Raw genomic sequence first — 24,693 nt, 5'->3', positions numbered from 1 at the left:
GGCGGTCGAACTCGGCGCTTGGATAGGGTAGGTTGGCGTGCGAGATGTAATCGATTACACAAGTGGGGGGCGGATGAACAGGGGCAGGACTTCGTATTGGTTGACGATTCCACTATTGCTGGGCGCGCTGGTGCTGGCGTCCTGCAAGCAGGCCGAGGAGCCAAAAGTGGCTGAAAAGAAGGCGCCGGTGAAAGTCATCCTGGTGGAAGCGCAGCTGCCACCCAAGCCGGTCAAACCCGCGCTGCCACCGCTGTTCTCGGACATCGAGCGCCGCACTTTCCAGTTTTTTTGGGACACCACCAACGAACTCAATGGGCTGTCGCCGGACCGGTTTCCGTCACGTCCGTTCGCCAGCATCGCCTCGGTGGGGTTCGCGCTGACCGCGTACCCGATCGGCATCGAGAACGGCTGGGTCAGTCGCAATCAGGCGATCGACCGCACCCTGACCACACTCAAATTCTTCCGCGATGCGCCAATGGGGCCGCAGCGGACCGGTAGGGCCGGGTATAAGGGCTTCTACTATCACTTTCTGGACATGCAGCAGGGCAACCGTTACGACAGCTGGGTCGAGCTGTCGAGCGTGGATACCGCGCTGCTGATGATGGGCGTGTTGTTCACCCAGTCGTATTACGACGGCGACGACCCGCGCGAAAAGGAGATCCGGCAGATCGCCGATGCGCTGTACAAGCGCGTGGACTGGCGCTGGCTGCAGCAGCGCGCGCCGCTGATCTCGATGGGCTGGTTCCCCGAGAGCGGCTTCATCGACCACGACTGGATGGGCTACAACGAGGCGATGATGCTGTACATCCTCGCGCTCGGCTCGCCGACCCACGGCGTGGACGTGGATGCCTGGACCAGCTGGACCCGCACCTACAACAACGACTGGGGCGTCTACCAGGGCCAGGAATACCTGTCCTTCGGTCCGCTGTTCGGTCACCAGTACAGCCATGTCTGGATCGACTTCCGCGATATCCAGGACCAGTACATGCGCGAACGCGGCATCGACTATTTCCTCAACAGCCGCCGCGCCACCCTGGCCCAGCGCGACTACGCCATCGACAACCCGATGAAGTGGAAGGACTACGGCGAGAACGTCTGGGGCCTGACCGCGGGCGACGGCCCGCAGAACACCAGCCAGGAATACCGTGGCGAGCAGCGCCAGTTCCGCCACTACTCCTCGCGCGGCGCCGGCCTGCGCGAGAACTTCGACGACGGCACCATCGTGCCGTCGGCGGCGATCTCCTCGATCGTGTTCGCCCCGGAAGTGGTGATCCCGGCCACCGAGGAAATGCACAAGCGCTACGGCGACTTCCTGTATTCCAGCTACGGCTTTCTGGACTCGTTCAATCCCAGCTTCAACTACGACATCCCGCTCAAGACCGGGCGCATGGTGCCGGACCGTGGCTGGGTGGCCAGCGACTACATCGCCATCGACCAGGGCCCGATCCTGGCGATGATCGCCAACTACCAGAACGAATTCGTCTGGACCGTGATGAAGAAGAACCCGTACATCCGGGCCGGTCTGGAACGCGCCGGCTTCACCGGCGGCTGGCTCACCCCCGAAGGCGAGCCGCAGCCGGCGCCGCAGAAGGACGAGCAGAAGGCCGCCGCCCGTGCGCTGGGCATGGCCGAGTCGCGTGCCGCCGCCGCCCAGGCCCAGCAAGACCCCTCGCAACGCCAAAAACCCGAGTAATCCGTGCGCCTTTTGAAACTGTTGATGATCTCCGCCGCACTGTGTCTGGGTGTGGCGGGATGCGAACGCTCCGACCCCGGCAAGACCACCGTGCGCTTCTGGGCCATGGGCAAGGAGGCCGAAGTGGTCGCCGAGCTGGTGACCGACTTCGAGAAGCAGAACCCCGATATCCACGTGGATGTGCAGAACATCCCGATGACGGCGGCGCACGAAAAACTGCTGACCGCCTTTGCCGCCGATGGCTTGCCGGACGTGTGCCAGCTCGGCAACACCTGGCTGCCGGAGTTCGCCCTGCTGGACACGCTGGAACCGATGCAGCCGTATGTGGCGCGTTCCAGGATCGTCGACCCGCAGGATTATTTTCCCGGCGTGTGGGACACCAACCTGGTCGACGGCACCCTGTATGGCGTGCCGTGGTATGTGGACACCCGGCTGCTGTTCTATCGCAAGGACCTGCTGCGCGAGGCCGGCTATAGCGAGATGCCCAAGACCTGGGCCGAGATGGAACAGGTGATGGCGGCGATCAAGCGCAAGGTCGGCCCGGACCGCTACGCCATCCTGATGCCGCTCAACGAATTCGAGCAGCAACTGTCGTTCGCGCTGCAGCAGGACGACCGCCTGCTGCGCGACCACGACAACTACGGCAACTTCCGCGGCGAAGGCTTCCGCAAGGCGCTGGGCTTCTACGACACCATGTATCAGAAAGGCTGGGCGCCGAAGGTCTCCGAGACCCAGGTCTCCAACGTCTGGTACGAGTTCTTCAACGGCTATTACGCGTTCTATCTGTCCGGCCCGTGGAACGTGCGCGAGTTCAAGCTGCGCCAGCCGCCGGGCATGGAAGGCAAGTGGGGCACTGCGCCGCTGCCGGGGCCCAACGGCCTGGGCGCGGGCATTGCCGGCGGTTCCAGCCTGGTGATCTTCAAGTCGTCGCAGCACAAGGACGCCAGCTGGAAGCTGATCGAATACCTGTCGCAGCCGCAGGTGCAGGCGCGCTTCCACGCCATCATCGGCGACCTGCCGCCGCGTCGCAGCACCTGGAAGTTGCCCTCGCTGGCCAACGACGAACTGGCGCATGCCTTCGGCGACCAGCTGGAGCGGGTCAAGGCCACGCCCAAGGTGCTGGAGTGGGAGCGCATCGTGCAGGAAATGCGCCTGGTGACCGAGCGCGTGGTGCGTGGCGGCCAATCACATGAGGCCGCCGTGCAGGAACTGGATAAACGCGTGGACGAGATCCTGGCCAAGCGCCGCTGGATCTTCGAACAGGAGGGCGGGCATGTCGGTCCGGCCGGTGAACCGGCAACGCCTGCGGCGACACCTGCCGCAGCGCCTGCAGCGGGCGAGGGGGCGGCACGATGATGAAGCGTAATTCCGTCGCCGGCTGGGTGTTCGCCGCGCCGTCGATCCTGGTGCTGGGCATGTTCTTCGGCGTGCCGGTGTTTGCCGCGCTGGTGCTCAGCGTCACCGACTTCGATCTGTACGCACTGGCCGACAGCGGCCATCTGCGCTTCGTCGGCCTGGGCAACTACATCGACCTGCTGCAGACGCCGCTGTTCTGGAAGTCGTTGTGGAACACCACGTATTTCGTGCTGCTGGGCGTGCCGATGTCGATCGGGGTGTCGCTGGGCGCCGCATTGCTGCTCAATGCCAAGGCCTCGCGCTTCAAGGCGTTGTTCCGTACCGCCTTGTTCGCCCCGGTGGTGACCACGCTGGTGGCGGTGGCGGTGATCTGGCGCTATCTGTTCCACATCAAGTACGGCCTGGTGAACTTCGGCCTGAGCCATCTGGGCATCGCCCCGATCGACTGGCTGGGCGACCCGCGCTGGGCGATGCCGACCATCATGCTGTTCGCGGTGTGGAAGAACTTCGGCTACAACATGGTGATCTTCCTGGCCGGGCTGCAGGCGATCCCGCAGGACCTGTATGAGGCCGCGCGCATCGATGGCGCCTCGCGCTGGAAGCAGTTCCTGCATATCACCCTGCCGATGCTCGGCCCGGTGCTGATGGTGGTCGGGGTGATCACCATCTCCGGCTATTTCCAGCTGTTCGCCGAGCCTTACGTGATGACCCGCGGCGACCCACTGCAAAGCACCGTGAGCGTGCTGTATTTCATGTTCGAGGAAGGCTTCAAGTGGTGGAACCTCGGCCGCGCGTCGGCGGTGGCGTTCCTGCTGTTCCTGATCATCCTGGCGGTGACCACCGTGATGCTGCGCTTCGGCCGCAAGAGGGATTTGATATGAGTCGTGATGTCGGCCAATCGCGCTGGAATGGCGTGCTGATCAACGGTGGCCTGCTGGTGCTGGCGCTGGTCAGCCTGGCGCCGCTGTTGTGGATGCTGTCGGTGTCGTTCATGCCCACCGGCGAGGCCAGCCGCTTCCCGCCGCCGATGCTGCCCTCGGCGTTCACCACCGCCAACTACCACGAGCTGTTCGCGCGCACCGGCATGGCGCGCAACTTCGCCAACAGCCTGATGGTGTCCGGGCTGATCACGCTCGGCTCGCTGCTGATCAACACCATGGCCGGCTATGCGTTCGCCAAGCTGCAGTTCGTCGGCCGCGAGCGCATCTTCAAGATCCTGATGGCGGCGCTGGTGATCCCGGCGCAGGTGGCGATGCTGCCGCTGTTCCTGTTGATGAAGCAGCTGCATCTGGTCAACAACATCGGCGGGGTAGTGGTGCCGGCGCTGGCGACGGTGTTCGGCATCTTCCTGGTGCGCCAGTACGCGCGCAGCATTCCCGATGAACTGATCGAGGCCGCGCGCATCGACGGCGCCAGCGAAATGCGGATCTTCTTCCAGATCGTGCTGCCGATGCTCAAGCCGGTGCTGGTCACCCTGACCATCTTCACCTTCATGGGCTCGTGGAACGATTTCATGTGGCCGCTAATCGTGCTGACCGACCAGGAGCAGTACACCTTGCCGGTGGCGCTGGCCGCACTGTCGCGCGAGCACATCATGGACGTGGAGCTGATGATGGCCGGCGCAGTGGTGACGGTGATTCCGGTGCTGCTATTGTTCGTCGCGCTGCAGCGCTACTACATCCAAGGTCTTCTGCTGGGGAGTGTGAAGGGGTGAAGCCAATGTTCCTGCGATTGTTTGCCATGACCGCTGTTGCCACCTCTGCGGTCACGGCGCAGGCGCAGGAACGCGTGCTCGACGGCTTCAACGACATCGGCGCCTGGCGCCTGGTGGTGTCCAACCAGGTCAGCGGCTCGCTGCGGCCGGTCGCCACCAGTGCCGGCGGGCATGCGCTGTGCCTGGACTACAACTTCAACGGCGTGTCCGGCTATGTCGGCATCCGTCGCAACCTGCCGATCGACTATCCGGACAATTACCGCATCGGTTTTGCGCTGCGCGGCGACTCGCCGTCCAACGATCTGCAGGTCAAGCTGATCGATGCCAGCGGCGACAACGTGTGGTGGGTCAACCGGCCCGGCTTCAACTTCCCGAAGAACTGGACCACCGTCGGCTATCGCAAGCGCAACATCGAAAAGGCCTGGGGCCCGGGCCAGGACAAGCAGCTGCGCAGCAGCGCGGATGTCGAGTTCACCATCTACAACAAGGTTGGCGGCAAGGGCACGGTGTGCTTCGACCGCCTGACGCTCACGCCGCTGCCGCCGGAAGACACCTCGCCGCTGAAGGCCGAGGCCATCACCGATACCGCGCCCGCACTGGAACAACGCCTGGCCGACGGCAAGCCGGAGACCTTCTGGCTCAGCGGCGCGGTCAAGCAACAGACCGTCACGCTGGACCTGGGCAAGGTGCGCGAATTCGGCGGCGCGGTGGTGCAGTGGGTCCCCGGCCTGCAGGCCTCGCAATACGTGGTGCGCGCGTCCAGCGATGGGCGCGGCTGGCGCGACCTGCGCACCGTTACGGCCGGTGCCGGCGGCACCGATTGGCTGGCACTGCCGGACACCGAGGCGCGTTACCTGCGCTTCGATCTCAAGGACGGCCCCAACTGGCGCTACGGCATCAAGGAAGTGCAGCTGCAGCCGCTGGCGTTTGCGGCGACCCCGAACGACTTCATCAAGTCGCTGGCCGCGCAGATGCCGCGTGGCAGCTATCCGCGCGGTTTCTCCGGCGAGCAGCCGTACTGGACCATCCTGGGGTTGGACGGCGGCACCGAGCAGGGCCTGATCGGCGAGGACGGCGCGGTGGAAGTGGGCAAGGGCGGCTTCAGCATCGAGCCGTTCGTGGTCACCGGCGGCAAGCTGCTGCACTGGTCCGATGTCAGCAGCGAACAGAGCCTGCAGGACGATTACCTGCCGATTCCCAGCGTCGACTGGCACCACGACCTGATGAACCTGCGCGTGACCGCGTTCGTGCAGGGCACCCCGGATCAGGCGCAACTGGTCGCACGCTATCAGCTGCACAACACCGGCAAGGAGGCGCGCGACTTCACGCTGGCGTTGGCGGTGCGGCCGTTCCAGGTCAACCCGCCGGCGCAGTTCCTCAACACCCTGGGCGGCGTCAGCCGGATCGAACAACTGGCGGTGGAGGGCGCGCAGGTCAGCGTCAACGGCAAGCCGCGGGTATTCGCCGCACAACGTCCGGATGCCGGCTTTGCCAGCGCCTTCGACAGCGGCATGGATGTCAGCCATCTCACCGCCGCCACGCCGCCGACGATCACCCAGGTCAAGGACGACACCGGCCTGGCTTCGGGCGTGCTGCTGTACCGCTGGAAGCTGGAGCCCGGCCAACAGCGCGAGGTGGCGCTGGTGATTCCGCAGACCGGCACCGCGCAACTGCCGGCCGGCTTCGATGCCGACAAGGCGCAGCAGCAGGTGGCCCAGCAGTGGCGCAGCAAGCTCGATCGCGTGCGCATCAGCGTGCCGGCCGAAGGCAAGCCGGTGGTCGACACCCTGCGCACCGCGTTGGCGCATATGTTGATCTCGCGCATCGGCCCGCGCCTGCAGCCGGGCACGCGCTCGTATTCGCGCAGCTGGATCCGCGACGGCGCGATGATTTCCGAAGGCCTGCTGCGGCTCGGCCGCGAAGACGTGGTGCGCGAGTACGTCGACTGGTTCGCCCCGTATCAGTTCGCCGACGGCATGGTGCCGTGCTGCGTGGACGACCGCGGCAGCGACCCGGTTCCCGAGAACGACAGCCATGGCGAGCTGATCTTCAACATCGCCGAGTACTACCGTTACACCGGCGACAAGGCGTTCCTGGAAAAAATGTGGCCGCACGTGACCGGCGCCTACGACTACATGGAAAAGCTGCGCGCCAGCGAACGCACCGAAGACAACTTCATGCGCAATCCGGCCTTCTACGGAATGATGCCGGTGTCGATCAGCCACGAAGGCTATTCGGCCAAGCCGGTGCATTCGTACTGGGACAACTTCTGGGCGCTGCGCGGCTACAAGGATGCGGCGATGCTGGCCGGCGCACTCGACAAGCCCGACGAGGTCGCCCGCTTCAGCGCCGCACGCGACGAATTCAGTGGCGACCTGGTCGCCTCGCTGGGGGCGGCGGTGCGCCAGCACAGTCTCGATTTCCTGCCCGGCTCGGCCGAGCTGGGCGACTTCGATGCGACCTCGACCACCATCGCGCTGGCCCCGGGCGGCGAGCAGCAACGCCTGCCGCAGGACCTGTTGACCAATACCTTCGAGCGCTACTGGAAGGAGTTTTCCGATCGCCGCGACGGCAAGCGCGCATGGAAGGACTACACGCCCTACGAATGGCGCAACGTGGCCGCGTTCGTGCGTCTGGGCTGGCGCGACCGCGCCTGGGACGCCACCGCGTTCTTCTTCAAGGACCGTGCGCCGCAACCCTGGAACCAATGGGCCGAAGTGGTCTCGCGCACGCCGCGCACGCCGTTCTTCGTCGGCGACCTGCCGCATGCCTGGGTCGCCTCGGATTTCGTGCGCTCGGTGCTGGACATGTTCGCCTACGGACGCGAATCCGACGCCAGTCTGGTCATCGCTGCCGGCACGCCAACGCGCTGGTTCGAGGGCAAGGGCATCGGCATTGCCGAACTGCGCACGCCCTACGGGCGCCTCAATTACACCTTGCAGCGCACCGACAAGCAGCTGGTGCTGCAACTGCAGCCGGGCCTGATCCTGCCGCCGGGCGGGGTGGTGTTGCCGTGGCCGTACCAGGGCACGCCGGGCAAGGCCAGCATCAACGGTGAATCTGCCGAATGGCAGAACGGCGAATTGCGGATTCAACAGCTGCCGGCCAATGTGCAGATCGATGTGCCCAGCGCGGTGCGGCGGGCCGAGCGCGCCTCGCAATGACCCACGCAGCTCGACCGACCCGGGCAGCCCCGGCGCGGCGCGGCGGCGGGTGGCCGGTCGCGTGGGTGGCGCTGCTGCTGTGCGCTGTCGCTGCATACGCCACGCAGGCCGTGCAGGCCGCGCAACCCGCACAGCTCAACCAGACCGATCAGGTAGCACACGCATCCCCGGCAGTGCAGTCGCCGGGCGCGGCGCAGCGCGAGATGACCCTGGTCACGCTCAACCTGCATCACGACCGCGAAGACTGGCCGGCGCGTCGCGCCTATATCGCCAGACAGCTCAAGCAACTGGCGCCGGATGTGATCGCACTGCAGGAAGTGATCGAGCGCCGCGGCAGCGTGGATAACCAGGCCGCCTGGCTGGCGCGCAAGCTGGATTACGACTACACCTTCGCCTCGGCCGATCCGGTCGGTGCGCCCAAGCGCTACGGCAATGCCTTGTTGAGTCGGCGCACGGTGCTGGCCCGGCATCAGCGCCTGCTGCAGCCGCTGGACGATTACCGTGTTGCTGCGCATCTGCAGGTCGATGTCGACGGCCAGCCGATCAACGTCTACGTCACCCATCTCAACGAACGTGCCGATGCGCGTGGCACGGCCACACGCACGCGTCAGGTCGCCGACCTGCTGGATTTCATTGCTTCAAACAGCGAGCAGGCCCCGGTCGTGATCGCCGGCGATTTCAACACCGCCGCCGACGCCCTGGATCTGGAAGCGCTACGCAAGGGCTACGGCGACAGCTACGGCAGCGTGCACCGCAACAGCGACGCCACCGTCAGCACCTTGAACCTGCATGTGTTCGACACGCCGGCGCGGATCGACCACGTGTTCTTCCAGCAGAACCGCCTGCTGGCCCGCGAAGCGCGCATCCTGTTCGACACCCCGTACGCCGAAGGGCGCTGGGCCTCGGATCACTACGGCGTCTGGGTGCGCCTGCAGCTCGCGCCCGATCAGCCGTAACTCGACCCCTACATCAACCACGTAGGAGCGCACCCGGGCGCGATGGGCTTTACCGATAACGCCCCATCGCGCCCAGGTGCGCTCCTACGAGCAGCAGCAGATTGCAGCGCCGCCACGCTCACCCATGCAGGCGATTGAAGATCTGCACACCGGCCAGCCACACGCCGGCCATGCTGCCGACGTTGGTCAGCAGGAAGGTCAGCACCACGCGCGAGACGCGATTGCGGTACCAGCCGCGCAAGGTCTGCGCATCGTCGCGCAGCGACAGGAAGTCGCCATAGGCCGGCTTGCGCATATGCACTTCGACCAGGGCGGCGAACGCACCGGTCGGCACGCTCAGGCGGAACGGCTTGAACGGCGCCACCACCGCCGCGGTGAGGATGCTCAACGGGTGGCTGCCCGCCAGCAGGCAGCCCAGCGCGGCCAGTCCGCCGGTATACATCGCCCACTGCAACAACAGGTCCGCGCCCATGCTCAGGCCGCCGCGCCAGAAGCCGATGCCGATGCCGGTGATGATGACCGCCAGGATGCCCAGCGTGATCCACGGAATGCGCTTGCGCTGCTGCACGTATTCCAGCGACTCGCGCAACGGGCCGGGTGCGGCGGTGTCATGCTCCAGGTGGCGTGCAAGACCGGCCAGATGTCCTGCACCGACCACCGCCAGGATCTCGCGCTGATCGGTGGTGGCTTCCTCGCGCAGGCGCGTGGCCATGTACTGGTCGCGCTCGGCAATCACGGTCTCGTACAGCTCCGGGCTTTCGCTGGCAAAGTCGCCGAAGCTCGCCTCCAGCATGTCGCCCTGCTTGAGCTTTTCGATTTCCTCTTCGCCCACCTCGTCAGCCGCGAACAGACCGCCGAGCAGGCCGCCGGCCAGTTTCATCTTGCCGAAGAATCCCAGCCGCCCGGACGCGCGCTTGAAGGTCAGGCCGACCTCGCGATCGATCAGGTGCACCGGCAGGCCTTGCGCGCGCGCCAGGTTCACCGCTTCCTTCAATTCCGCGCCCGGCTCGATACCGAGCTGCTTGGCCAGGCGGCGCTGGTAGGCGGCCAGGGCGAGGTTGGCCGCAAACAAGGCCACCCGGCCCTTGCGAATCACCTGCACCAGGTCCAGGCGGGCGAGGGCATCCGGGTCGCTGAGCGCCTGCAGGCGCTGCGCGTCCAGTTCCACCGCCACCGCATCGTAGCGGCCGCTGCCGATCGCCCGCTGCACCGCAGCCACGCTGGCCAGCGAGACATGCGCGGTGCCGAGCAGGGTATAGCGCACGCCATCGCGTTCGACGATGCGATGCGGCTGGCCGGACAGCGCATCGTCCAGAACGTGGGTGGTTTGCTCAGTCATGGGGTCATTCATCAGAAGGAGGGGCGGTGTCACCGGAGCCGAGCGCGCGTTGCATCTGCACGCCGTCCAGCCAGCGACCATGCTTGCGGCCGATACCGGTGAACACTCCGACCGTGCGAAAACCAAAACGTTCATGCAGCCGTCGCGATGCCAGGTTGTCGGCATCGCCGATCACCGCAATCATCTGTCGATAGCCGCGCTGTTGGCAGCGTGCGATCAGCTCGCCGAGCAAGGCCTTGCCGATGCCGTGGCCCTGTGCGGCGCTGGCGAGATAGATCGAATTCTCAACGGTCCAGCGGTAGCCGGCGCGTGCGCGATAGGCGCCGACGTAGGCATAGCCCACCACCACGCCATCGCGCTCGGCAACAAGATAGGGGTAGCCGGCATCCACGCTCGCGCGCACCCGTGCAGCCATCTCATCGCGCGATGGTGCGCTGTATTCGTAGCTGTTGATCCCGGCAATCTGCTCCGCATAGATCGCGGTGATGGCCGGGATGTCCGCGTCGCGGACTTCGCGCAACTCCACTGGCATGCGGTCAGTCGATGTAGCGCTTGAGCAGGTCGCCATACGCATCGATACGGCGATCGCGCAGGAACGGCCAGATGCGGCGCACGTGTTCGCTGCGCTGCAGGTCGACGTCGCAGACCAGCACCGTCGGGTCCTGTCCAGCTTCGGCGATGAATTCGCCCTGCGGCCCCAGCACATGGCTGTTGCCCCAAAACTGGATGCCCGAGGCGCCCAACGGCGAGGGCTCATGGCCGACGCGGTTGCACGACAGCACCGGCACCCCGTTGGCGACCGCATGGCCGCGATGGCTGAGCACCCAGGCATCGCGCTGGCGCTCCTGCTCCGGTTGCTGGTCATCCGGATCCCAGCCGATCGCGGTGGGGTAGAGCAGCAGTTCCGCGCCGGCCAGCGCCATCAGGCGCGCCGCTTCGGGGTACCACTGGTCCCAGCACACCAGCACGCCGAGCCGGCCGACCGAGGTATCGATCGGCGCAAAGCCCAGATCGCCCGGGGTGAAATAGAATTTTTCATAGAAGCCCGGATCGTCCGGGATATGCATCTTGCGGTACTTGCCGAGCAGGCGGCCGTCCTTTTCGAACACGACCGCGGTGTTGTGATACAGCCCGGCCGCGCGGCGCTCGAACAACGAGGCCACCAGCACCACGCCGTGCTGCTTGGCTAGCGCGCCCAGCCGCTCGGTACTGGGGCCGGGGATCGGCTCGGCCAGGTCGAATTCGTCCACCGACTCGTGCTGGCAGAAATACGCACCGTTGTGCAGTTCCTGCAGCAGCACCAGCTTGGCGCCCTGTGCGGCGGCTTCGGCCACGCGCGATTCGATGATGGCCAGATTGGCCGCGGCGTCGCCGTGGTTGCGCTCCTGGATCAGCGCGACGGGAAGGAGATGACGGGTCATGGCGATTCGTCCAGCGAAGTGGCGCACTAAGGTAGCGCGCGATGGTGTAACACCGGCCTGCCGGCCGGAACAGGAGTGACTCAGGCAGCCAGCAGACCGGCGGGCAGCTGCATGGTCAGACAATGCAGGCTGCCGTTCTGCCAGATCAATGGGCGGCACGGCACCGGCACGATGACGTGCTGCGGAAACGCCTCGGCCAGCACTGCCTGCGCGCGCGCATCGGCCTTGTCGCCGTAAGCCGGCATCAGCACCGCCCCGTTGACGATCAGGAAGTTGGCGTACGAGGCGGCCAGACGCCGGCCCTGGTCCAGGATAGGCTCGGCCCACGGCAACACGAACAGCCGATACGGCTGCCCATCGGCCTTGCGCAACGCAGCCAGTTCGGCGCCCATCGCCTGCAGTTCGGTGTAATGCGAATCGCTGGCCACATCGCAGCCCTGGTAGACGATCGCATCCGGGCCGGCGAAGCGTGCCAGCGTATCGATATGCGCGTCGGTGTCGTCGCCTTCCAGATAGCCGTGATCCAGCCACAGCACGCGGTCCTGCGCCAGCCACGCGGCAAGATCGGCACTCAGCGAATCGCGTGTGCGCTGCGGATGCCGCTCGTGCAGGCACTTCCAGGTGGTCAGCAAGGTGCCCGCACCATCGGTCTCGATCGCGCCGCCTTCCAGCGCGAAGTCCACCGTCTGCACCTGCGAGGGCACGAATACCTGCGCCGCATCCAGCGAGGTGACCAGCTGATCGTCCAGGCTGGCCTCGAATTTGCCGCCCCAGCCGGTGAAGCGGAAATCCATCAGGCGGAAACCGCCGTCCTGGCGCAGTGTGATCGGGCCCGAATCGCGCAGCCAGGTGTCGTTGTAGGCCGCAACCACGAAGCGCACCTGCGCCATGTCCACCCGCGCCGAGCGCAGCCGCGCTTCCGCATAAATCTGCAGGTCGTCATCGGCCACGCACACGATCACCGGCTCGAAGCGGGAAATCGCCGTGACCAGCGCGATATAGGTCTCTTCCACCTCGGCAAGACGCTCGGCCCAATCGGTACCCGCATGCGGCCACGCAATCAACACGGCGGACTGAGATTCCCACTCGGCAGGAAAGCGAACGCTATCGGTCATAACCTAACAAACACCTATCAATGCCCAACCGAAGCCAGGCTGTTAATTCAATCCCCGCACATGGATGTGCGGGCTCTTGCGAGGGACTCGCCTTAAGTTGGCTCTTGCGAGGGACTCGCCTTAAGTCGGCTCTTGCGAGGAATTCGCGTCGAATCGCCCCTTGCGAAGGACTCGCCTTACCGACTCGCAGCGATCGCTTCCCGCACACCATTGGATCAAATCACTGTTGCAGTCACCCTCCGATGGAACCCGAACAACCCGCGATCACTTGATCGGCGGCTTGGGCCCGATCTCGTTGGCATCGGCCTGGTTGGCCACCACGTCGATCACCCGGCTCTTTTCGAAGTACACGGTGAAGGCCGGATATACCCAGCGATGGATCGTCGGCCACTGGCGCTTCTGGCCACCGCGCGGCGCCAGCTTTTCCTGCGGCGCGCCATAACGGCCTTCGACCTGGCTCATGCTGTCGCCGCGCAAGGGCAGGGCAGCGGCAGGCTTCTGCTGTGCGCGGTCGATCAGCAGCGTATCGGCCGACGCAGCGGCACTGATCCCCATCAGCGCGATCAGCGGCAGGACAAACAAACGGTTGCGCATGTCATCTACTCCCCAGTGGACAAGATTCGGATGGTGATTACAGCAAAACCAGGGCCAGCGTGCTTGCCGATCGGTGGTACACAACGCCGCGGCGTATTGCCTGCCAGCGCAACCGTTACGCGGAGCTGGGCGGGCATCCGTGTAGTCCAGCCTGCATCAGGCAATCGTCGGCGTGAAGGATCGGCCAAGAAAAAGCCGCCCGGAGGCGGCTTTCTCGGGTCTTGCACGCGCGGCGAAAGCTTAGCGCTGACGCGCCTTGAAACGCGGGTTCGACTTGCAGATCACGAAGACCTTGCCGCGGCGGCGGACCACCTTGCAGTCGCGGTGACGGGTCTTCGCAGACTTCAGGGAGGACAGGACTTTCATGGCACACCTCGGCGTAAACGGTTGGATTCGATGGGAGAGTGCCCGCTATCGAGGGTGCACCCGGAATTAAGCCGGCAATTCTAACCGGCTTTTCGTCGTGCTTTCAAGTGGTTGCATCGCAATCCCCGCGAGCGGCGCTACACTACCGCCTGATGACCTTCCGGAAACCTGAATGACCGACCTTTCGCCCGTCCTTACCATCGATGGTCCCTCCGGCGCCGGCAAGGGCACCGTGAGCCGGATCGTGGCCGCCCGGCTGGGCTGGCATTACCTCGATTCGGGCGCACTGTATCGCGCGGTGGGCGTGGCAGCGAGCTGGGCCGATCTGGATGTCTCCGATCCGGCTGCGCTGGTGCGCTGCACCTTCGACACCAGGGTGGAGTTCGACGATGCCGGCGAGGCAGGGCTGCGGGTGCTGGTCAATGGCGTGGACGCCACCGGCGAACTGCGCCTGGAGACCACCGGCGCGCTGGCCTCGGCGATTGCGGCCATTCCCGAGGTGCGCAGCGCGTTGAAGGAACGCCAACGCGCATTCAGGCAGGCCCCCGGCCTGGTCGCGGACGGGCGCGACATGGGCACGGTGATCTTCCCCGATGCCGCCTTCAAGGTGTTTCTGACCGCCAGTGCCGAAGAACGTGCGGGCCGTCGCCATAAACAGTTGATGGAAAAGGGTGTTTCGGTTATCTTTGACGACCTGCTGCGCGAGATCATGGCTCGAGATGCCCGTGATGCGCAGCGGGTGGTGGCGCCATTGCGGCCGGCCGAAGACGCCGTGCTGATCGATACCAGCGGAATGGGGATCGAGGATGTCGTCCAACGTGTGGTCGGGTTGTTGACCGTTCGCACGTCGTCGTAAGCGTTCCGCAAGCGGGCATGTCCCGCCGACCGTAAGGCGTTCCAAGGCTCCGTCGCACATCCCGTGTGGCGGTTCTACTACTACTTAACCGACTCGCTGTCCGGAGTCGACCAACAGGCTGGGCGCTTGGCATCTGTCGCATTCGACGATCAACGCCCGTGTGTTCAACTGAGTAAAATTCAAATGACAGAATCTTTTGCTGAACTGTTCGAAGCCAGTCAAGCCAATCTGGCGAAGCTGAAGCCGGGCTCCATTGTCACCGGTACCGTCGTGGAAGTGCGCGGCGACGTGGTGGTGATCAACGCTGGCCTGAAGTCCGAAGGCATCGTGCCGATCGAGCAGTTCCGTAATGACGCTGGCGAGATCGATGTCGGCGTAGGCGACCAGGTCAAGGTTGCCCTCGATTCCATCGAGAACGGCTTCGGTGAGACCGTGCTGTCGCGCGAGAAGGCCAAGCGCGCAATGGTGTGGGACGAGCTGGAAGAGGCGTTGGAAAAGAACGAAACCATCACCGGCCGCATCAGTGGCAAGGTCAAGGGTGGTTTCACCGTGGACATCAAGGATGTCCGCGCGTTCCTGCCTGGTTCGCTGGTGGATGTGCGCCCGGTGCGCGACCCGGCCTACCTGGAAGGCAAGGAACTCGAGTTCAAGCTGATCAAGCTGGACCGCAAGCGCAACAACGTGGTGGTCTCGCGTCGTGCCGTGGTCGAGAGCGAGCACTCGGAAGAGCGCGAGCAGCTGATGGACAAGCTGCAGGAAGGCGCGATCCTGAAGGGTGTCGTCAAGAACCTGACCGATTACGGCGCGTTCGTGGACCTGGGCGGTATCGACGGCCTGCTGCACATCACCGACATGGCCTGGAAGCGCGTGCGCCATCCGTCCGAAGTCGTCAACGTCGGCGACGAGCTGGACGTGCGCGTGCTGAAGTTCGATCGCGAGCGTAACCGCGTCAGCCTCGGCCTGAAGCAGCTGGGCGAAGATCCGTGGGACAACATCGCACGTCGTTACCCGGCCAACAGCCGCGTGTTCGGCAAGGTCTCCAACGTCACCGATTACGGCGCATTCGTCGAGATCGAGCCGGGCGTCGAAGGTCTGGTGCACGTCTCCGAGATGGATTGGACCAACAAGAACGTCAACCCGTCCAAGGTTGTGCAGGTGGGTGACGAAGTCGAAGTGATGGTGCTGGATGTCGACGAGGAGCGTCGCCGCATCTCGCTGGGCATGAAGCAGGTTGCCGCCAATCCGTGGGAAACCTTCGCTGCCACCCACAAGAAGAACGACAAGGTGTCCGGCCAGATCAAGTCGATCACCGACTTCGGTATCTTCATCGGTCTGGACGGCGGCATCGACGGCCTGGTCCACCTGTCCGACATCAGCTGGAACACCACCGGCGAAGATGTCGTGCGCAACTACAAGAAGGGCGACACGCTGGAAGCCGTTGTGCTGGCAGTCGATCCGGAACGTGAGCGCATCAGCCTGGGCGTCAAGCAGCTGGAGCAGGATCCGTTCGGCCAGTACATGGCGTCCAACCCGAAGGGTTCGAAGGTCGAAGGCGTGGTGCGTGAAGTGGATGCCAAGGGCGCCACGATCGACCTGGCCGACGGCATCGAAGGCTACGTCGCTGCACGCGACATCGCCAACGAGCGTGTGGACGACGCGACCCAGCACCTGAAGGTCGGCGACAAGATCGAAGCCAAGTTCGTGGGCATGGACCGCAAGGGCCGCACCCTGCAGCTGTCGATCAAGGCCAAGGACGACGCCGAAATGCGCGAAACGCTGGAGGAATACCAGTCTTCGGCCGCATCCGGTGGCATGACCCAGCTGGGCGCGCTGCTGCGTGCACAGTTGAACAGCAACAAGTCCGAGTAAGCGCGTAGCGCTCGCAAGAGCGTGATGGATCGGCCCGGGCTTGCCCGGGCCGATTCCGATGTGTCAGTCGAAAAAAGCAAGTCTTCCCATGACCAAGTCCGAATTGATTGAAATCCTGGCGCGACGTCAAGCGCATCTGAAGGCGGACGACGTGGATCTGGCAGTCAAATCGCTGCTGGAAATGATGGGGCAGGCGCTCTCCGATGGTGATCGGATCGAAATCCGCGGGTTCGGCAGCTTCTCGCTGCATTACCGCCCGCCACGTCTTGGCCGTAATCCGAAGACCGGCGAGTCGGTCGCGTTGCCGGGCAAGCATGTTCCGCATTTCAAGCCTGGCAAGGAATTGCGCGAGCGTGTCAGCTCCGTGGTCCCGGTCGATCTGCTGGATGCGGCTGACTGAGGTCATTCTGCCGCTGCGTTTATGTCGGCTCGGTTAAGCTAAGCCTCTTTCGACGGAGTCTGGCCATGAAGGTGTTTCGCTTGCTGGTGATGTTGGCCTTCCTGCTGGTCGGTCTGATCATCGGTGCGGTCAATTCCCAGGACGTCACTCTCGACTTCCTTTTCTCTAGTGTGCACACGACCTCCGGAATCGCGATCATCGTCGCGCTGCTGGTCGGTGTGTTGATCGGCGCCGGCATGGTGCTGGTCAGTGTGGTCATTCCCCTCTATTCCAAACTGCGCCAGGCCAACAAGGCGGTTGCAGTCAGTCGCGCCGACGCCAGGCCCATTGCGCCTGCCGCAGTCGAGCCGCGCCCCTTTGATGGACTGTAAGCGCGTATGGACTTTCTGACCGAGTGGATCTGGTTCTTCCTGTTCGTGCCGTTGGCAGCGCTGGGGGGCTGGGTGGTTGGCCGCCGCGGTGGTCAACGCCACGGCGATACCCAGGTCAGTCGCCTGTCCAGCACCTACTTTCGTGGCCTGAACTATCTGCTCAACGAGCAGCCGGACAAGGCGATCGAGCTGTTTCTGCATATCGCCGAACTGGACAAGGAAACCTTCGAGACCCAGGTCGCGTTGGGGCATTTGTTCCGTCGCCGCGGTGAGGTCGACCGCGCGATCCGGCTGCATCAGGGCCTGGTGCAACGCGCCGACCTGACCGATCAGCAGCGCGTGCAGGCCTTGCTGGCGCTGGGCGAGGACTACATGAAGTCCGGCCTGCTGGATCGTGCCGAGACCGTGTTCACCGAACTGGCGCAACTGGATCAGCGTGCGCCGCAGGCGCTGCGTCACCTGATCGGCATCTATCAGGCCGAGCGCGACTGGGAAAAGGCGATCGACAACGCCACCCGTTACGAAGAAGTCACCGGCGAGCCGATGGGCAAGCTGATTTCGCAATTCGAGTGCGAGCTGGCCGACCGCTATCGTGGCCTGAGCAAGCCCGACGAAGCATTGCAGGCGATCGCGCGTGCCTACCAGGCCGATGGCACCTCGGTGCGCGCCGGCATTCTGGAAGGACGCATCGAAGCCGAGCGCGGACACGACGAAGCGGCAGTGCGCGCATTCGAGCGCGCTGCGCGGCACGATCCGGAATACCTGCCGGAGATCATTCCCGCATTGATGGCGGCCTATCGCCGGGTCGGCGATATCGCCGGCGCACGTAATTTCCTGTCCGAGATGACCGAGCACTATCGCGGCATCGCCCCGGTGCTGGCATTGACGCAGTTGATGGAAGCCCAGGACGGTGTGGCACCTGCGTTGGCCTACCTGGGCCGCCAGCTCAAGGACCGGCCCTCGGTCCGCGGCGAATCGGCGTTGATCGACCTGACCCTGGCCGAAGGCAGCGACCCGGTCGGCACCTTGCAGGACCTCAAGCACATTACCGACCAGTTGCTGGTGCGCAACCCGAGTTACCGCTGCACCCGCTGCGGCTTCGGCGCCAAGACCCATCACTGGCAATGCCCGAGTTGCAAGGAATGGGGCACGGTCAAGCCGCTGTTGAACTACGCGGTGGTCTGATGCCGCAGGCCTGGCTGTGGTGGTGTCTGTTGCACCTGACGGTCGCGGCACTGGGAACCTGGTTGTTGCGACGTTACGCGCTGCATCGGCGGCTGCTCGATCATCCGGGTGAACGCCGCAGCCATGTGGTCGCGACCCCACGTGGCGGTGGCATGGCAATCGTGGCGGCGCTGCTATCCGGGTGCGTGGCAGCTGGCGTGATCTGGCCGGCTGCAGGCCAGATTCTCGGTTGGTTCGCGGCCGGGCTGGTGCTGGTGGCCGGGGTGGGTTGGTGGGACGACCATCGTCCGCTCTCGGCCGGGCTGCGTTTTGCGATCCACCTGTTGGCGTCGGTCATGCTGGGCTGGCTGGTCAGCCATTACACCGGCAATCTCTGGGATGGTGTGCTCACCGCCATGGCGTCGGTGGTGTTGATCAATGTTTGGAACTTCATGGACGGCATCAACGGCCTGGCCAGCAGCCAAGCGGCCCTGGCCGCGCTGGCGTTTGCTGCCGTCGTGCCTGGCGCCTGGGCCTGGGCCGGTCTTGCGGTCGCCGCGTCCTGCCTGGGATTTTTGCCGTTCAACTTTCCGCGTGCGCGCATCTTTCTAGGTGACGGCGGCAGTGGTGCGTTGGGATATGTGCTGGCTGCGCTGCTGGCGCTGACGGTGGCCAGCGGCCAGGTGAGCTGGTGGATCAGTTGGTTGCCATTGACAGCATTGCTTGTAGACGCCGGCTTCACGCTGCTGTCTCGCATGCTCGCCGGGCAACGGTGGTGGGAGCCACACGCCCAACATCTCTATCAGCGTCTGGCACGCAGGCTTGAGACGCACGTTCCGGTAACCGGTATTTATTTCGCTTTCAGCGTCGCCGTCGTCTGCTTGTATGTGTTACTTCGTCATGATGCAACTTGGCTGCAGGTATCCGGAGCCCTGGTATGGGGACTGGGTGCCACCGCAATCTGGCACTTCCTGCGCGATGGATTGCGCAATTCCTGAGTAACGGACTTTTATGATTTCCTGGCGTGACCGTTTGACCAAGGCCCTGCCGCAAGCAGCGGTGGTGCTGCATGACCTGTTGATGGTGTGGGTGTGCTGGCAGTTGCTGCATGCAGGCCGCTACTCCATGCTGCGCGAGGCTCCCGATCTGCCGTTATGGGATTGGCGCACCGCGGTGGTCCTGGTCGCGCAAGGCCTGGTGTTCTGGAAGATGGGCCTGTATCGCGGGCTGTGGCGATTCGCCTCGGTGCCGGACCTGTGGAACATCTTCAAGTCGAGTTTTCTCGGCTTGGTCGCGATCGTGCTGGCGCTGTCCTATGACCGCCTGGACGGAGTGCCGCTGTCGGTGCTGGTCGTCTATCCCTTTGCCCTGTCGGCGCTGCTGGGCACGCCGCGGCTGCTGTATCGCGCCTGGAAGGATTACCAGATCGCGCACTCCGGCGATGCTGCGCAACGCGTCTTGATCCTTGGCGCAGGTCGCGCCGCCGAGGGTCTTGTCCGTGATCTGCGCCGCACCGGCGCATTTGTGCCGGTCGGCTATCTGGACGATGCCAACAATCTGCATGGCGCCAAGATCCAGGGCCTGAATGTGCTGGGCAACCTGGACCAGGCTGCAGCCATCGCCAAGGAGACGGCGGCCAAACTGCTGGTCATCGCGATCCCGTCGCTGGATGCCTCGGGCATGCAGCGTGTGGTGGCCATCTGCGAAAGTACCGGGCTGCCGTTCCGCATGGTGCCCAAGCTGATCAACGTGCTGGAAGGGCGCTCGCTGCCCGGCGAGTTAAAGGAGGTCGCGATCGAGGACCTGCTCAACCGCAAGCCGGTTACCCCGGATTGGCGCCTGATTCGCGACTGGTTGACCAACAAGACGGTGATGGTGACCGGCGCGGGTGGTTCGATCGGGTCAGAAGTCTGCCGCCAGTGCGCCCGGCACGGTGCGCGCCGCATCGTGCTGCTGGAGATCGATGAACTGGCGTTGCTGACCGTCGATTCGGACCTGCGTCGGTTGTTCCCCGATATCGAGGTGGTGCGCGTGCTTGGCGATTGCGGCGACCCGGCGGTGGTCGCGCATGCCTTGAACACCGCGTTGCCGGATGCCGTCTTTCATGCCGCCGCCTACAAGCAGGTACCGCTGCTGGAAGAGCAGTTGCGCGAGGCGGTACGCAACAACGTGCTGGCCACCGAAAACGTGGCGCGCGCCTGCCAGCGCGCACGCATCGAGACCTTCGTCTTCATCTCCACCGACAAGGCGGTCGAGCCGGTCAACGTGCTGGGCGCGAGCAAGCGTTACGCGGAGATGATCTGCCAGAGCCTGGACGCGCGCGATGCGCCAACGCGCTTCATCACCGTGCGTTTCGGCAACGTGCTGGATTCGGCCGGCAGCGTGGTGCCGTTGTTCCGTGAGCAGATCCGCCAGGGCGGCCCGGTCACGGTGACCCATCCGGATGTGACGCGTTACTTCATGACCATTCCGGAAGCCTGCCAGCTGGTGGTGCAGGCCGCGGCCTCTGCCTCGCATGGCGCGATCTATACGCTGGACATGGGTGAGCCGGTGCCGATCCGCCTGCTCGCCGAGCAGATGATCCGTCTTGCCGGCAAGCAACCTGGCAAGGATGTGGCGATCCTCTACACCGGCCTGCGTCCGGGCGAGAAGCTGCACGAAACCCTGTTCTATTCCGACGAAGACTATCGCCCAACCGCGCATCCCAAGATTCTGGAAGCCGGTGTGCGCGAGTTCTCGCACGAGCAGGTGTTGCAGCTGGTGACGCGCTTGCGTGAGGCGGTTAACCGTTACGACATCAAGGCGATGGAGACTGTGCTGGGCAGTCTGATGCCGGATTTTGCGGCTGCTCGACGGAAAGTCGACGCGCGATCTGATACGGTCGTTCCATTCCCCGCACGTGAGGTCAGAAGACTTTAATGAGCAAGCGTATTCGCAAGGCCGTATTCCCCGTCGCAGGTCTTGGGACCCGCTTTCTTCCGGCAACCAAGACGGTGCCGAAGGAAATGCTGCCAATCATCGACAAACCTTTGATCCAGTACGCCGTCGACGAGGCCATCCAGGCCGGTTGCGACACGCTGATCTTCGTGACCAATCGCTACAAGCACTCGATCGCCGACTACTTCGACAAGGCCTACGAGCTGGAGCAAAAGCTCGAGCGCGCCGGCAAGCTCGAACAGCTGGAGCTGGTGCGGCATGCCTTGCCGGAAGGCGTGCGCGCCATTTTCGTGACGCAGGCCGAAGCGCTCGGCCTGGGGCACGCCGTGCTGTGCGCCAAGGCCGTGGTCGGTGACGAGCCGTTTGCGGTGTTGCTGCCGGACGATCTGATCTGGAACCGGGGTGCCGGTGCGCTGACCCAGATGGCCGATGTGGCCGAAGCCTCGGGCGGCAGCGTCATCGCCGTGGAGGATGTGCCGCACGACAAGACCGCCAGCTACGGCATCGTGGCCACCGATGCGTTCGATGGTCGCAAGGGGCGCATCAACGCCATCGTCGAAAAGCCCAAGCCGGAAGTGGCACCGAGCAATCTGGCCGTGGTCGGCCGGTATGTGCTCAACCCGAAGATCTTCGAACTGCTCGAAGAGACCGGCGCCGGTGCCGGTGGCGAAATCCAGCTGACCGATGCGATTGCCGGACTGCTGCAGCAGGAAACCGTCGACGCCTACCGCTTCGAGGGCCGTCGTTTCGATTGCGGCGCGCATATCGGCCTGATCGAGGCCACCGTGCATTTCGCGCTTGAGCACGAGAAGCATGGCGGGCCGGCCAAGGAAATCCTGCGCACCGCATTGGCCGAGGCCGACGCGCGCGGCTGATTGCCTGGCCATCGCCTGCATCCACGAACGACGCCATCCGGCGTCGTTCGTCGTTTGGGGCCTCGCTGGGCGAGAACGCCGTACCGCTGGCTGATCGACACGTCAGGCGGCTTTGCTAGCGTGGCACGCTGGTGCAAGTCCGTGGTACGCGCCTGCGGCTAGAATCCTCGGCATGAGCCAGCCTGCCGAATCCAGCGAACTGATCAACGTGGTGGCCTTGCTGGGCGCTGCCGTGGTCGCCATCCCGGTGTTCCGACGTCTGGGCCTGGGTTCGGTACTGGGTTATCTGGCCGCGGGTCTGGCGATCGGTCCGTTCGGCCTGGGCCTATTCGATGACCCGCAGGCGATCCTGCACGTGGCCGAGTTGGGCGTGGTGATGTTCCTGTTCGTGATCGGGCTGGAAATGCGGCCGTCCCACCTGTGGAGCCTGCGCAAGGAGATCTTCGGCCTGGGGACGCTGCAGATCGCAGTGTGCGCGCTGGTGCTGACCGGCATCGGCCTGTTGCTCGGCTTCGCGCCGCCGGTGGCATTCGTGGCTGCATCCGGCTTCGTGCTGACCTCCACGGCGGTGGTGATGCAGTTGCTGGCAGAGCGGGGCGATGTCGCCTTGCCGCCGGGCCAGAAGATCGTGGCGATCCTGTTGTTCGAGGACCTGTTGATCGTGCCGCTGCTGGCGATCGTGGCCTGGATGGGCGCCAACGGCGACCCGCAGGCGGCGACGCAACGCTGGCAGGACATCGGCATCGGTCTGGCCTGCATCGTCGGCCTGGTGGTGGCGGGGCGCTGGCTGCTCAATCCCTTGTTCCGCATCCTGGCCGCGTCCAAGGCGCGCGAGGTGATGACGGCGGCGGCCTTGCTGGTGGTGCTGGGCGCGGCGCTGTTGATGCAGGTCGGTGGGCTGTCGATGGCGATGGGCGCGTTTCTGGCCGGTGTGCTGCTGTCCGAATCCACCTTCCGGCATCAGATCGAGGCGGATATCGAGCCGTTCCGCGGCATCCTGCTGGGGCTGTTCTTCCTGGGCGTCGGCATGAGCCTGGACCTGCATGTGGTTGCGGCCGACTGGCGGCTGATCGTGGCCGGTGTGCTGGCCCTGATGCTCGGCAAGGGCGCGTGCATCTACGCCGTGGCGCGACTGATGCGCAGCGACCATCGCCAGGCGCTGGATCGTGGCGTGCTGATGGCGCAGGGCGGCGAGTTTGCCTTCGTGCTGTTCGCGGCGGCATCGGCCTCTGGCGTCATCGACGCACAGGTCAACGCCAGCCTGACGGCGATCGTGGTGTTGTCGATGGCGCTGACGCCGCTGTTCGTGCTGTTGCAGCGACGGCTGACGCCGGCCGCCCAGCCGTCGCTGGAAGGCGTGGAAGCCGTCAGTGGCCAGACCGGCAGCGTGCTGATCATCGGGTTCGGGCGCTTCGGTCAGGTTGCCAGCCAGTCGCTGCTGGCGCGCGATGTGGATGTGACCATCATCGATAACGACATCGAGATGATCCAGAGCGCAGAACAGTTCGGTTTCAAGATCTACTATGGCGACGGCACCCGGCTCGATGTGCTGCATGCCTCCGGTGCGCACAGCGCACGCGCGATCGCGGTGTGCATCGACAACCGCGAGGCGGCCAATCGCATCGTCGAGCTGGCAACGCGCGAGTTCCCGCACGCCAGGTTGCTGGTGCGCTCGTTCGACCGTGAGCATTCATTGCAGTTGGTCGCTGCCGGGGTGGACTACCAGATTCGCGAGACCTTCGAGTCGGCAGTGGCGTTCGGGCAGGCGGCCCTGGTCGAGCTGGGCGTGGACGAGGACGAGGCGGTCACCATCGCGCGCGAGATCCGGCGTCGCGATGCCGAGCGGTTCGAACTGGAGATTGCGGCCGGCAACACGCGTGCCGGCGCCGTGGCAGGGCTGATGTACGGCAATCTCACGCCGACCGTGCCCAAGCCCACGCCGTTCACCCCGCCGCGGCGGGAGAGCCGCACGCTCAATCCCGATGCGGTACCGCAGGCCAATCAGCCCGAAGCCGTGACCCGCGACTGAGTCGTGTGCGGCGTGAGCCGAAGCAGGGTCGGTGCTGCGGTTGCCTCGGCTGGTCGAGAAAAAACCTGGGGTGATAGAGCGGCCGGCACCAAGCTGCCGGCCTGAGCTGACAAGTCGACCGACTCAGCCGTGCCGGCGTTGAGCGGCCGCGAAGGCTTCCAGTTGCTCGGGCGTGGCGTCTTTCTGGTGCTGCCGTTTCCAGTCGGCAAACGGCATGCCGTAGACCGCTTCGCGTGCCTGCTCCTTGCTCATCGGCTGGCCGTGCGCTTCGGCGGCTTCGCGGTACCAGTCGCCCAGGCAGTTGCGGCAGAAGCCGGCCAGGATCATCAGATCGATGTTCTGCACATCCGGGCGCTGCTGGTTGAGATGCTGCAACAGACGGCGAAATGCGGCCGCTTCGATGGACGTGGTGATGGAATCGGGTGTCGAGGTGGTGTCGGTCATGACGGAATCGGGGACAATAGACGGCCTTCG

At 64.8% G+C, this 24,693-nt stretch carries 22 protein-coding genes; 15 read left to right on the top strand and 7 right to left on the bottom strand.

All coding sequences use genetic code 11. The features are described from left to right. Nucleotides 1–73: 73 nt before the first annotated feature. The 6 genes from AC06DU_RS11610 to AC06DU_RS11585 are packed head-to-tail and all read left to right on the top strand — an operon-like array spanning nucleotide 74 to nucleotide 8,883. Entirely contained in the window at nucleotides 74–1,693 is a 1,620-nt protein-coding gene (locus AC06DU_RS11610) for a glucoamylase family protein (RefSeq protein ID WP_039527041.1), read from the top strand. Between the two features lie 3 nt (nucleotides 1,694–1,696). Then, nucleotides 1,697–3,049, top strand: a complete 1,353-nt coding sequence (locus AC06DU_RS11605) for a sugar ABC transporter substrate-binding protein (RefSeq protein WP_065031550.1) — start codon at nucleotides 1,697–1,699, stop codon at nucleotides 3,047–3,049. After that, nucleotides 3,046–3,930 carry a carbohydrate ABC transporter permease gene (locus AC06DU_RS11600; protein WP_024940601.1) on the top strand — a complete coding sequence of 295 codons (885 nt, stop codon included), beginning with the start codon at nucleotides 3,046–3,048 and terminating at the stop codon, nucleotides 3,928–3,930. The genes AC06DU_RS11605 and AC06DU_RS11600 overlap by 4 nt, the downstream gene beginning before the upstream one ends. Further along, nucleotides 3,927–4,763, top strand: a complete 837-nt coding sequence (locus tag AC06DU_RS11595; protein ID WP_046342961.1) for a carbohydrate ABC transporter permease — start codon at nucleotides 3,927–3,929, stop codon at nucleotides 4,761–4,763. Before AC06DU_RS11600 ends, AC06DU_RS11595 begins: the two co-directional genes overlap by 4 nt. A 26-nt stretch (nucleotides 4,764–4,789) precedes the next feature. Continuing rightward, a complete protein-coding gene (locus AC06DU_RS11590) occupies nucleotides 4,790–7,927 on the top strand; it encodes a discoidin domain-containing protein (protein WP_024940600.1) in 3,138 nt (1,045 codons plus the stop codon). Continuing rightward, entirely contained in the window at nucleotides 7,924–8,883 is a 960-nt protein-coding gene (locus tag AC06DU_RS11585; RefSeq protein WP_478202458.1) for an endonuclease/exonuclease/phosphatase family protein, read from the top strand. Before AC06DU_RS11590 ends, AC06DU_RS11585 begins: the two co-directional genes overlap by 4 nt. 118 nt (nucleotides 8,884–9,001) lie before the next feature. Here AC06DU_RS11585 and AC06DU_RS11580 read toward each other — a convergent pair whose 3' ends face one another. From AC06DU_RS11580 to ykgO, 6 genes are all read right to left on the bottom strand, one after another. After that, nucleotides 9,002–10,234, bottom strand: a complete 1,233-nt coding sequence (locus AC06DU_RS11580) for a TraB/GumN family protein (RefSeq protein ID WP_478202456.1) — start codon at nucleotides 10,232–10,234, stop codon at nucleotides 9,002–9,004. Continuing rightward, complete coding sequence (locus AC06DU_RS11575) at nucleotides 10,227–10,754, bottom strand: GNAT family N-acetyltransferase (RefSeq protein ID WP_104574728.1); 528 nt, start codon at nucleotides 10,752–10,754, stop codon at nucleotides 10,227–10,229. Before AC06DU_RS11575 ends, AC06DU_RS11580 begins: the two co-directional genes overlap by 8 nt. Nucleotides 10,755–10,758: 4 nt before the next feature. Beyond that, entirely contained in the window at nucleotides 10,759–11,643 is an 885-nt protein-coding gene (locus AC06DU_RS11570; RefSeq protein ID WP_016904714.1) for a carbon-nitrogen hydrolase, read from the bottom strand. 80 nt (nucleotides 11,644–11,723) lie between these two features. Continuing rightward, nucleotides 11,724–12,758: an agmatine deiminase family protein gene (locus AC06DU_RS11565; protein WP_102251924.1), complete on the bottom strand. Its 1,035-nt coding sequence runs from the start codon at nucleotides 12,756–12,758 to the stop codon at nucleotides 11,724–11,726. A 264-nt stretch (nucleotides 12,759–13,022) separates the two neighbouring features. Beyond that, the gene (locus AC06DU_RS11560) at nucleotides 13,023–13,352 is read right to left on the bottom strand and encodes a hypothetical protein (RefSeq protein WP_039515118.1); all 330 of its coding nucleotides are present in this window, start codon (nucleotides 13,350–13,352) and stop codon (nucleotides 13,023–13,025) included. Between the two features lie 240 nt (nucleotides 13,353–13,592). Continuing rightward, a complete protein-coding gene (ykgO, locus tag AC06DU_RS11555; protein ID WP_005913193.1) occupies nucleotides 13,593–13,718 on the bottom strand; it encodes a type B 50S ribosomal protein L36 in 126 nt (41 codons plus the stop codon). Nucleotides 13,719–13,890: 172 nt separating this feature from the next. Between ykgO and cmk the strand changes: the two genes are divergently transcribed. From cmk to AC06DU_RS11510, 9 genes are all read left to right on the top strand, one after another. After that, nucleotides 13,891–14,574: a (d)CMP kinase gene (cmk, locus tag AC06DU_RS11550; RefSeq protein WP_024939216.1), complete on the top strand. Its 684-nt coding sequence runs from the start codon at nucleotides 13,891–13,893 to the stop codon at nucleotides 14,572–14,574. Nucleotides 14,575–14,757: 183 nt separating this feature from the next. Continuing rightward, the gene (rpsA, locus tag AC06DU_RS11545) at nucleotides 14,758–16,443 is read left to right on the top strand and encodes a 30S ribosomal protein S1 (RefSeq protein WP_016903550.1); all 1,686 of its coding nucleotides are present in this window, start codon (nucleotides 14,758–14,760) and stop codon (nucleotides 16,441–16,443) included. A gap of 88 nt (nucleotides 16,444–16,531) precedes the next feature. After that, nucleotides 16,532–16,843, top strand: a complete 312-nt coding sequence (locus tag AC06DU_RS11540) for an integration host factor subunit beta (protein WP_016903549.1) — start codon at nucleotides 16,532–16,534, stop codon at nucleotides 16,841–16,843. 65 nt (nucleotides 16,844–16,908) lie between these two features. Next, complete coding sequence (locus tag AC06DU_RS11535; RefSeq protein ID WP_024939214.1) at nucleotides 16,909–17,214, top strand: lipopolysaccharide assembly protein LapA domain-containing protein; 306 nt, start codon at nucleotides 16,909–16,911, stop codon at nucleotides 17,212–17,214. 6 nt (nucleotides 17,215–17,220) lie between these two features. Continuing rightward, nucleotides 17,221–18,399 carry a lipopolysaccharide assembly protein LapB gene (gene lapB / locus AC06DU_RS11530; RefSeq protein WP_016903547.1) on the top strand — a complete coding sequence of 393 codons (1,179 nt, stop codon included), beginning with the start codon at nucleotides 17,221–17,223 and terminating at the stop codon, nucleotides 18,397–18,399. Beyond that, nucleotides 18,399–19,376 carry an MraY family glycosyltransferase gene (locus tag AC06DU_RS11525; RefSeq protein ID WP_478202455.1) on the top strand — a complete coding sequence of 326 codons (978 nt, stop codon included), beginning with the start codon at nucleotides 18,399–18,401 and terminating at the stop codon, nucleotides 19,374–19,376. Before lapB ends, AC06DU_RS11525 begins: the two co-directional genes overlap by 1 nt. Before the next feature lie 13 nt (nucleotides 19,377–19,389). Continuing rightward, nucleotides 19,390–21,297, top strand: a complete 1,908-nt coding sequence (locus tag AC06DU_RS11520; protein WP_024939212.1) for a polysaccharide biosynthesis protein — start codon at nucleotides 19,390–19,392, stop codon at nucleotides 21,295–21,297. Further along, the gene (gene galU / locus AC06DU_RS11515; protein WP_016903544.1) at nucleotides 21,297–22,190 is read left to right on the top strand and encodes a UTP--glucose-1-phosphate uridylyltransferase GalU; all 894 of its coding nucleotides are present in this window, start codon (nucleotides 21,297–21,299) and stop codon (nucleotides 22,188–22,190) included. Before AC06DU_RS11520 ends, galU begins: the two co-directional genes overlap by 1 nt. 172 nt (nucleotides 22,191–22,362) lie before the next feature. After that, nucleotides 22,363–24,219: a monovalent cation:proton antiporter-2 (CPA2) family protein gene (locus AC06DU_RS11510; protein ID WP_478202454.1), complete on the top strand. Its 1,857-nt coding sequence runs from the start codon at nucleotides 22,363–22,365 to the stop codon at nucleotides 24,217–24,219. A 123-nt stretch (nucleotides 24,220–24,342) separates the two neighbouring features. Here the strand turns inward: AC06DU_RS11510 and AC06DU_RS11505 are convergent, their stop codons facing one another. After that, nucleotides 24,343–24,663, bottom strand: a complete 321-nt coding sequence (locus AC06DU_RS11505) for a DUF1244 domain-containing protein (RefSeq protein ID WP_046342931.1) — start codon at nucleotides 24,661–24,663, stop codon at nucleotides 24,343–24,345. Between the last annotated feature and the right edge of the window lie 30 nt (nucleotides 24,664–24,693).

The sequence above is a fragment of the Xanthomonas sp. NCPPB 3200 genome (assembly GCF_056393585.1).
This window is presented reverse-complemented; position numbering and strand designations above follow the sequence as displayed.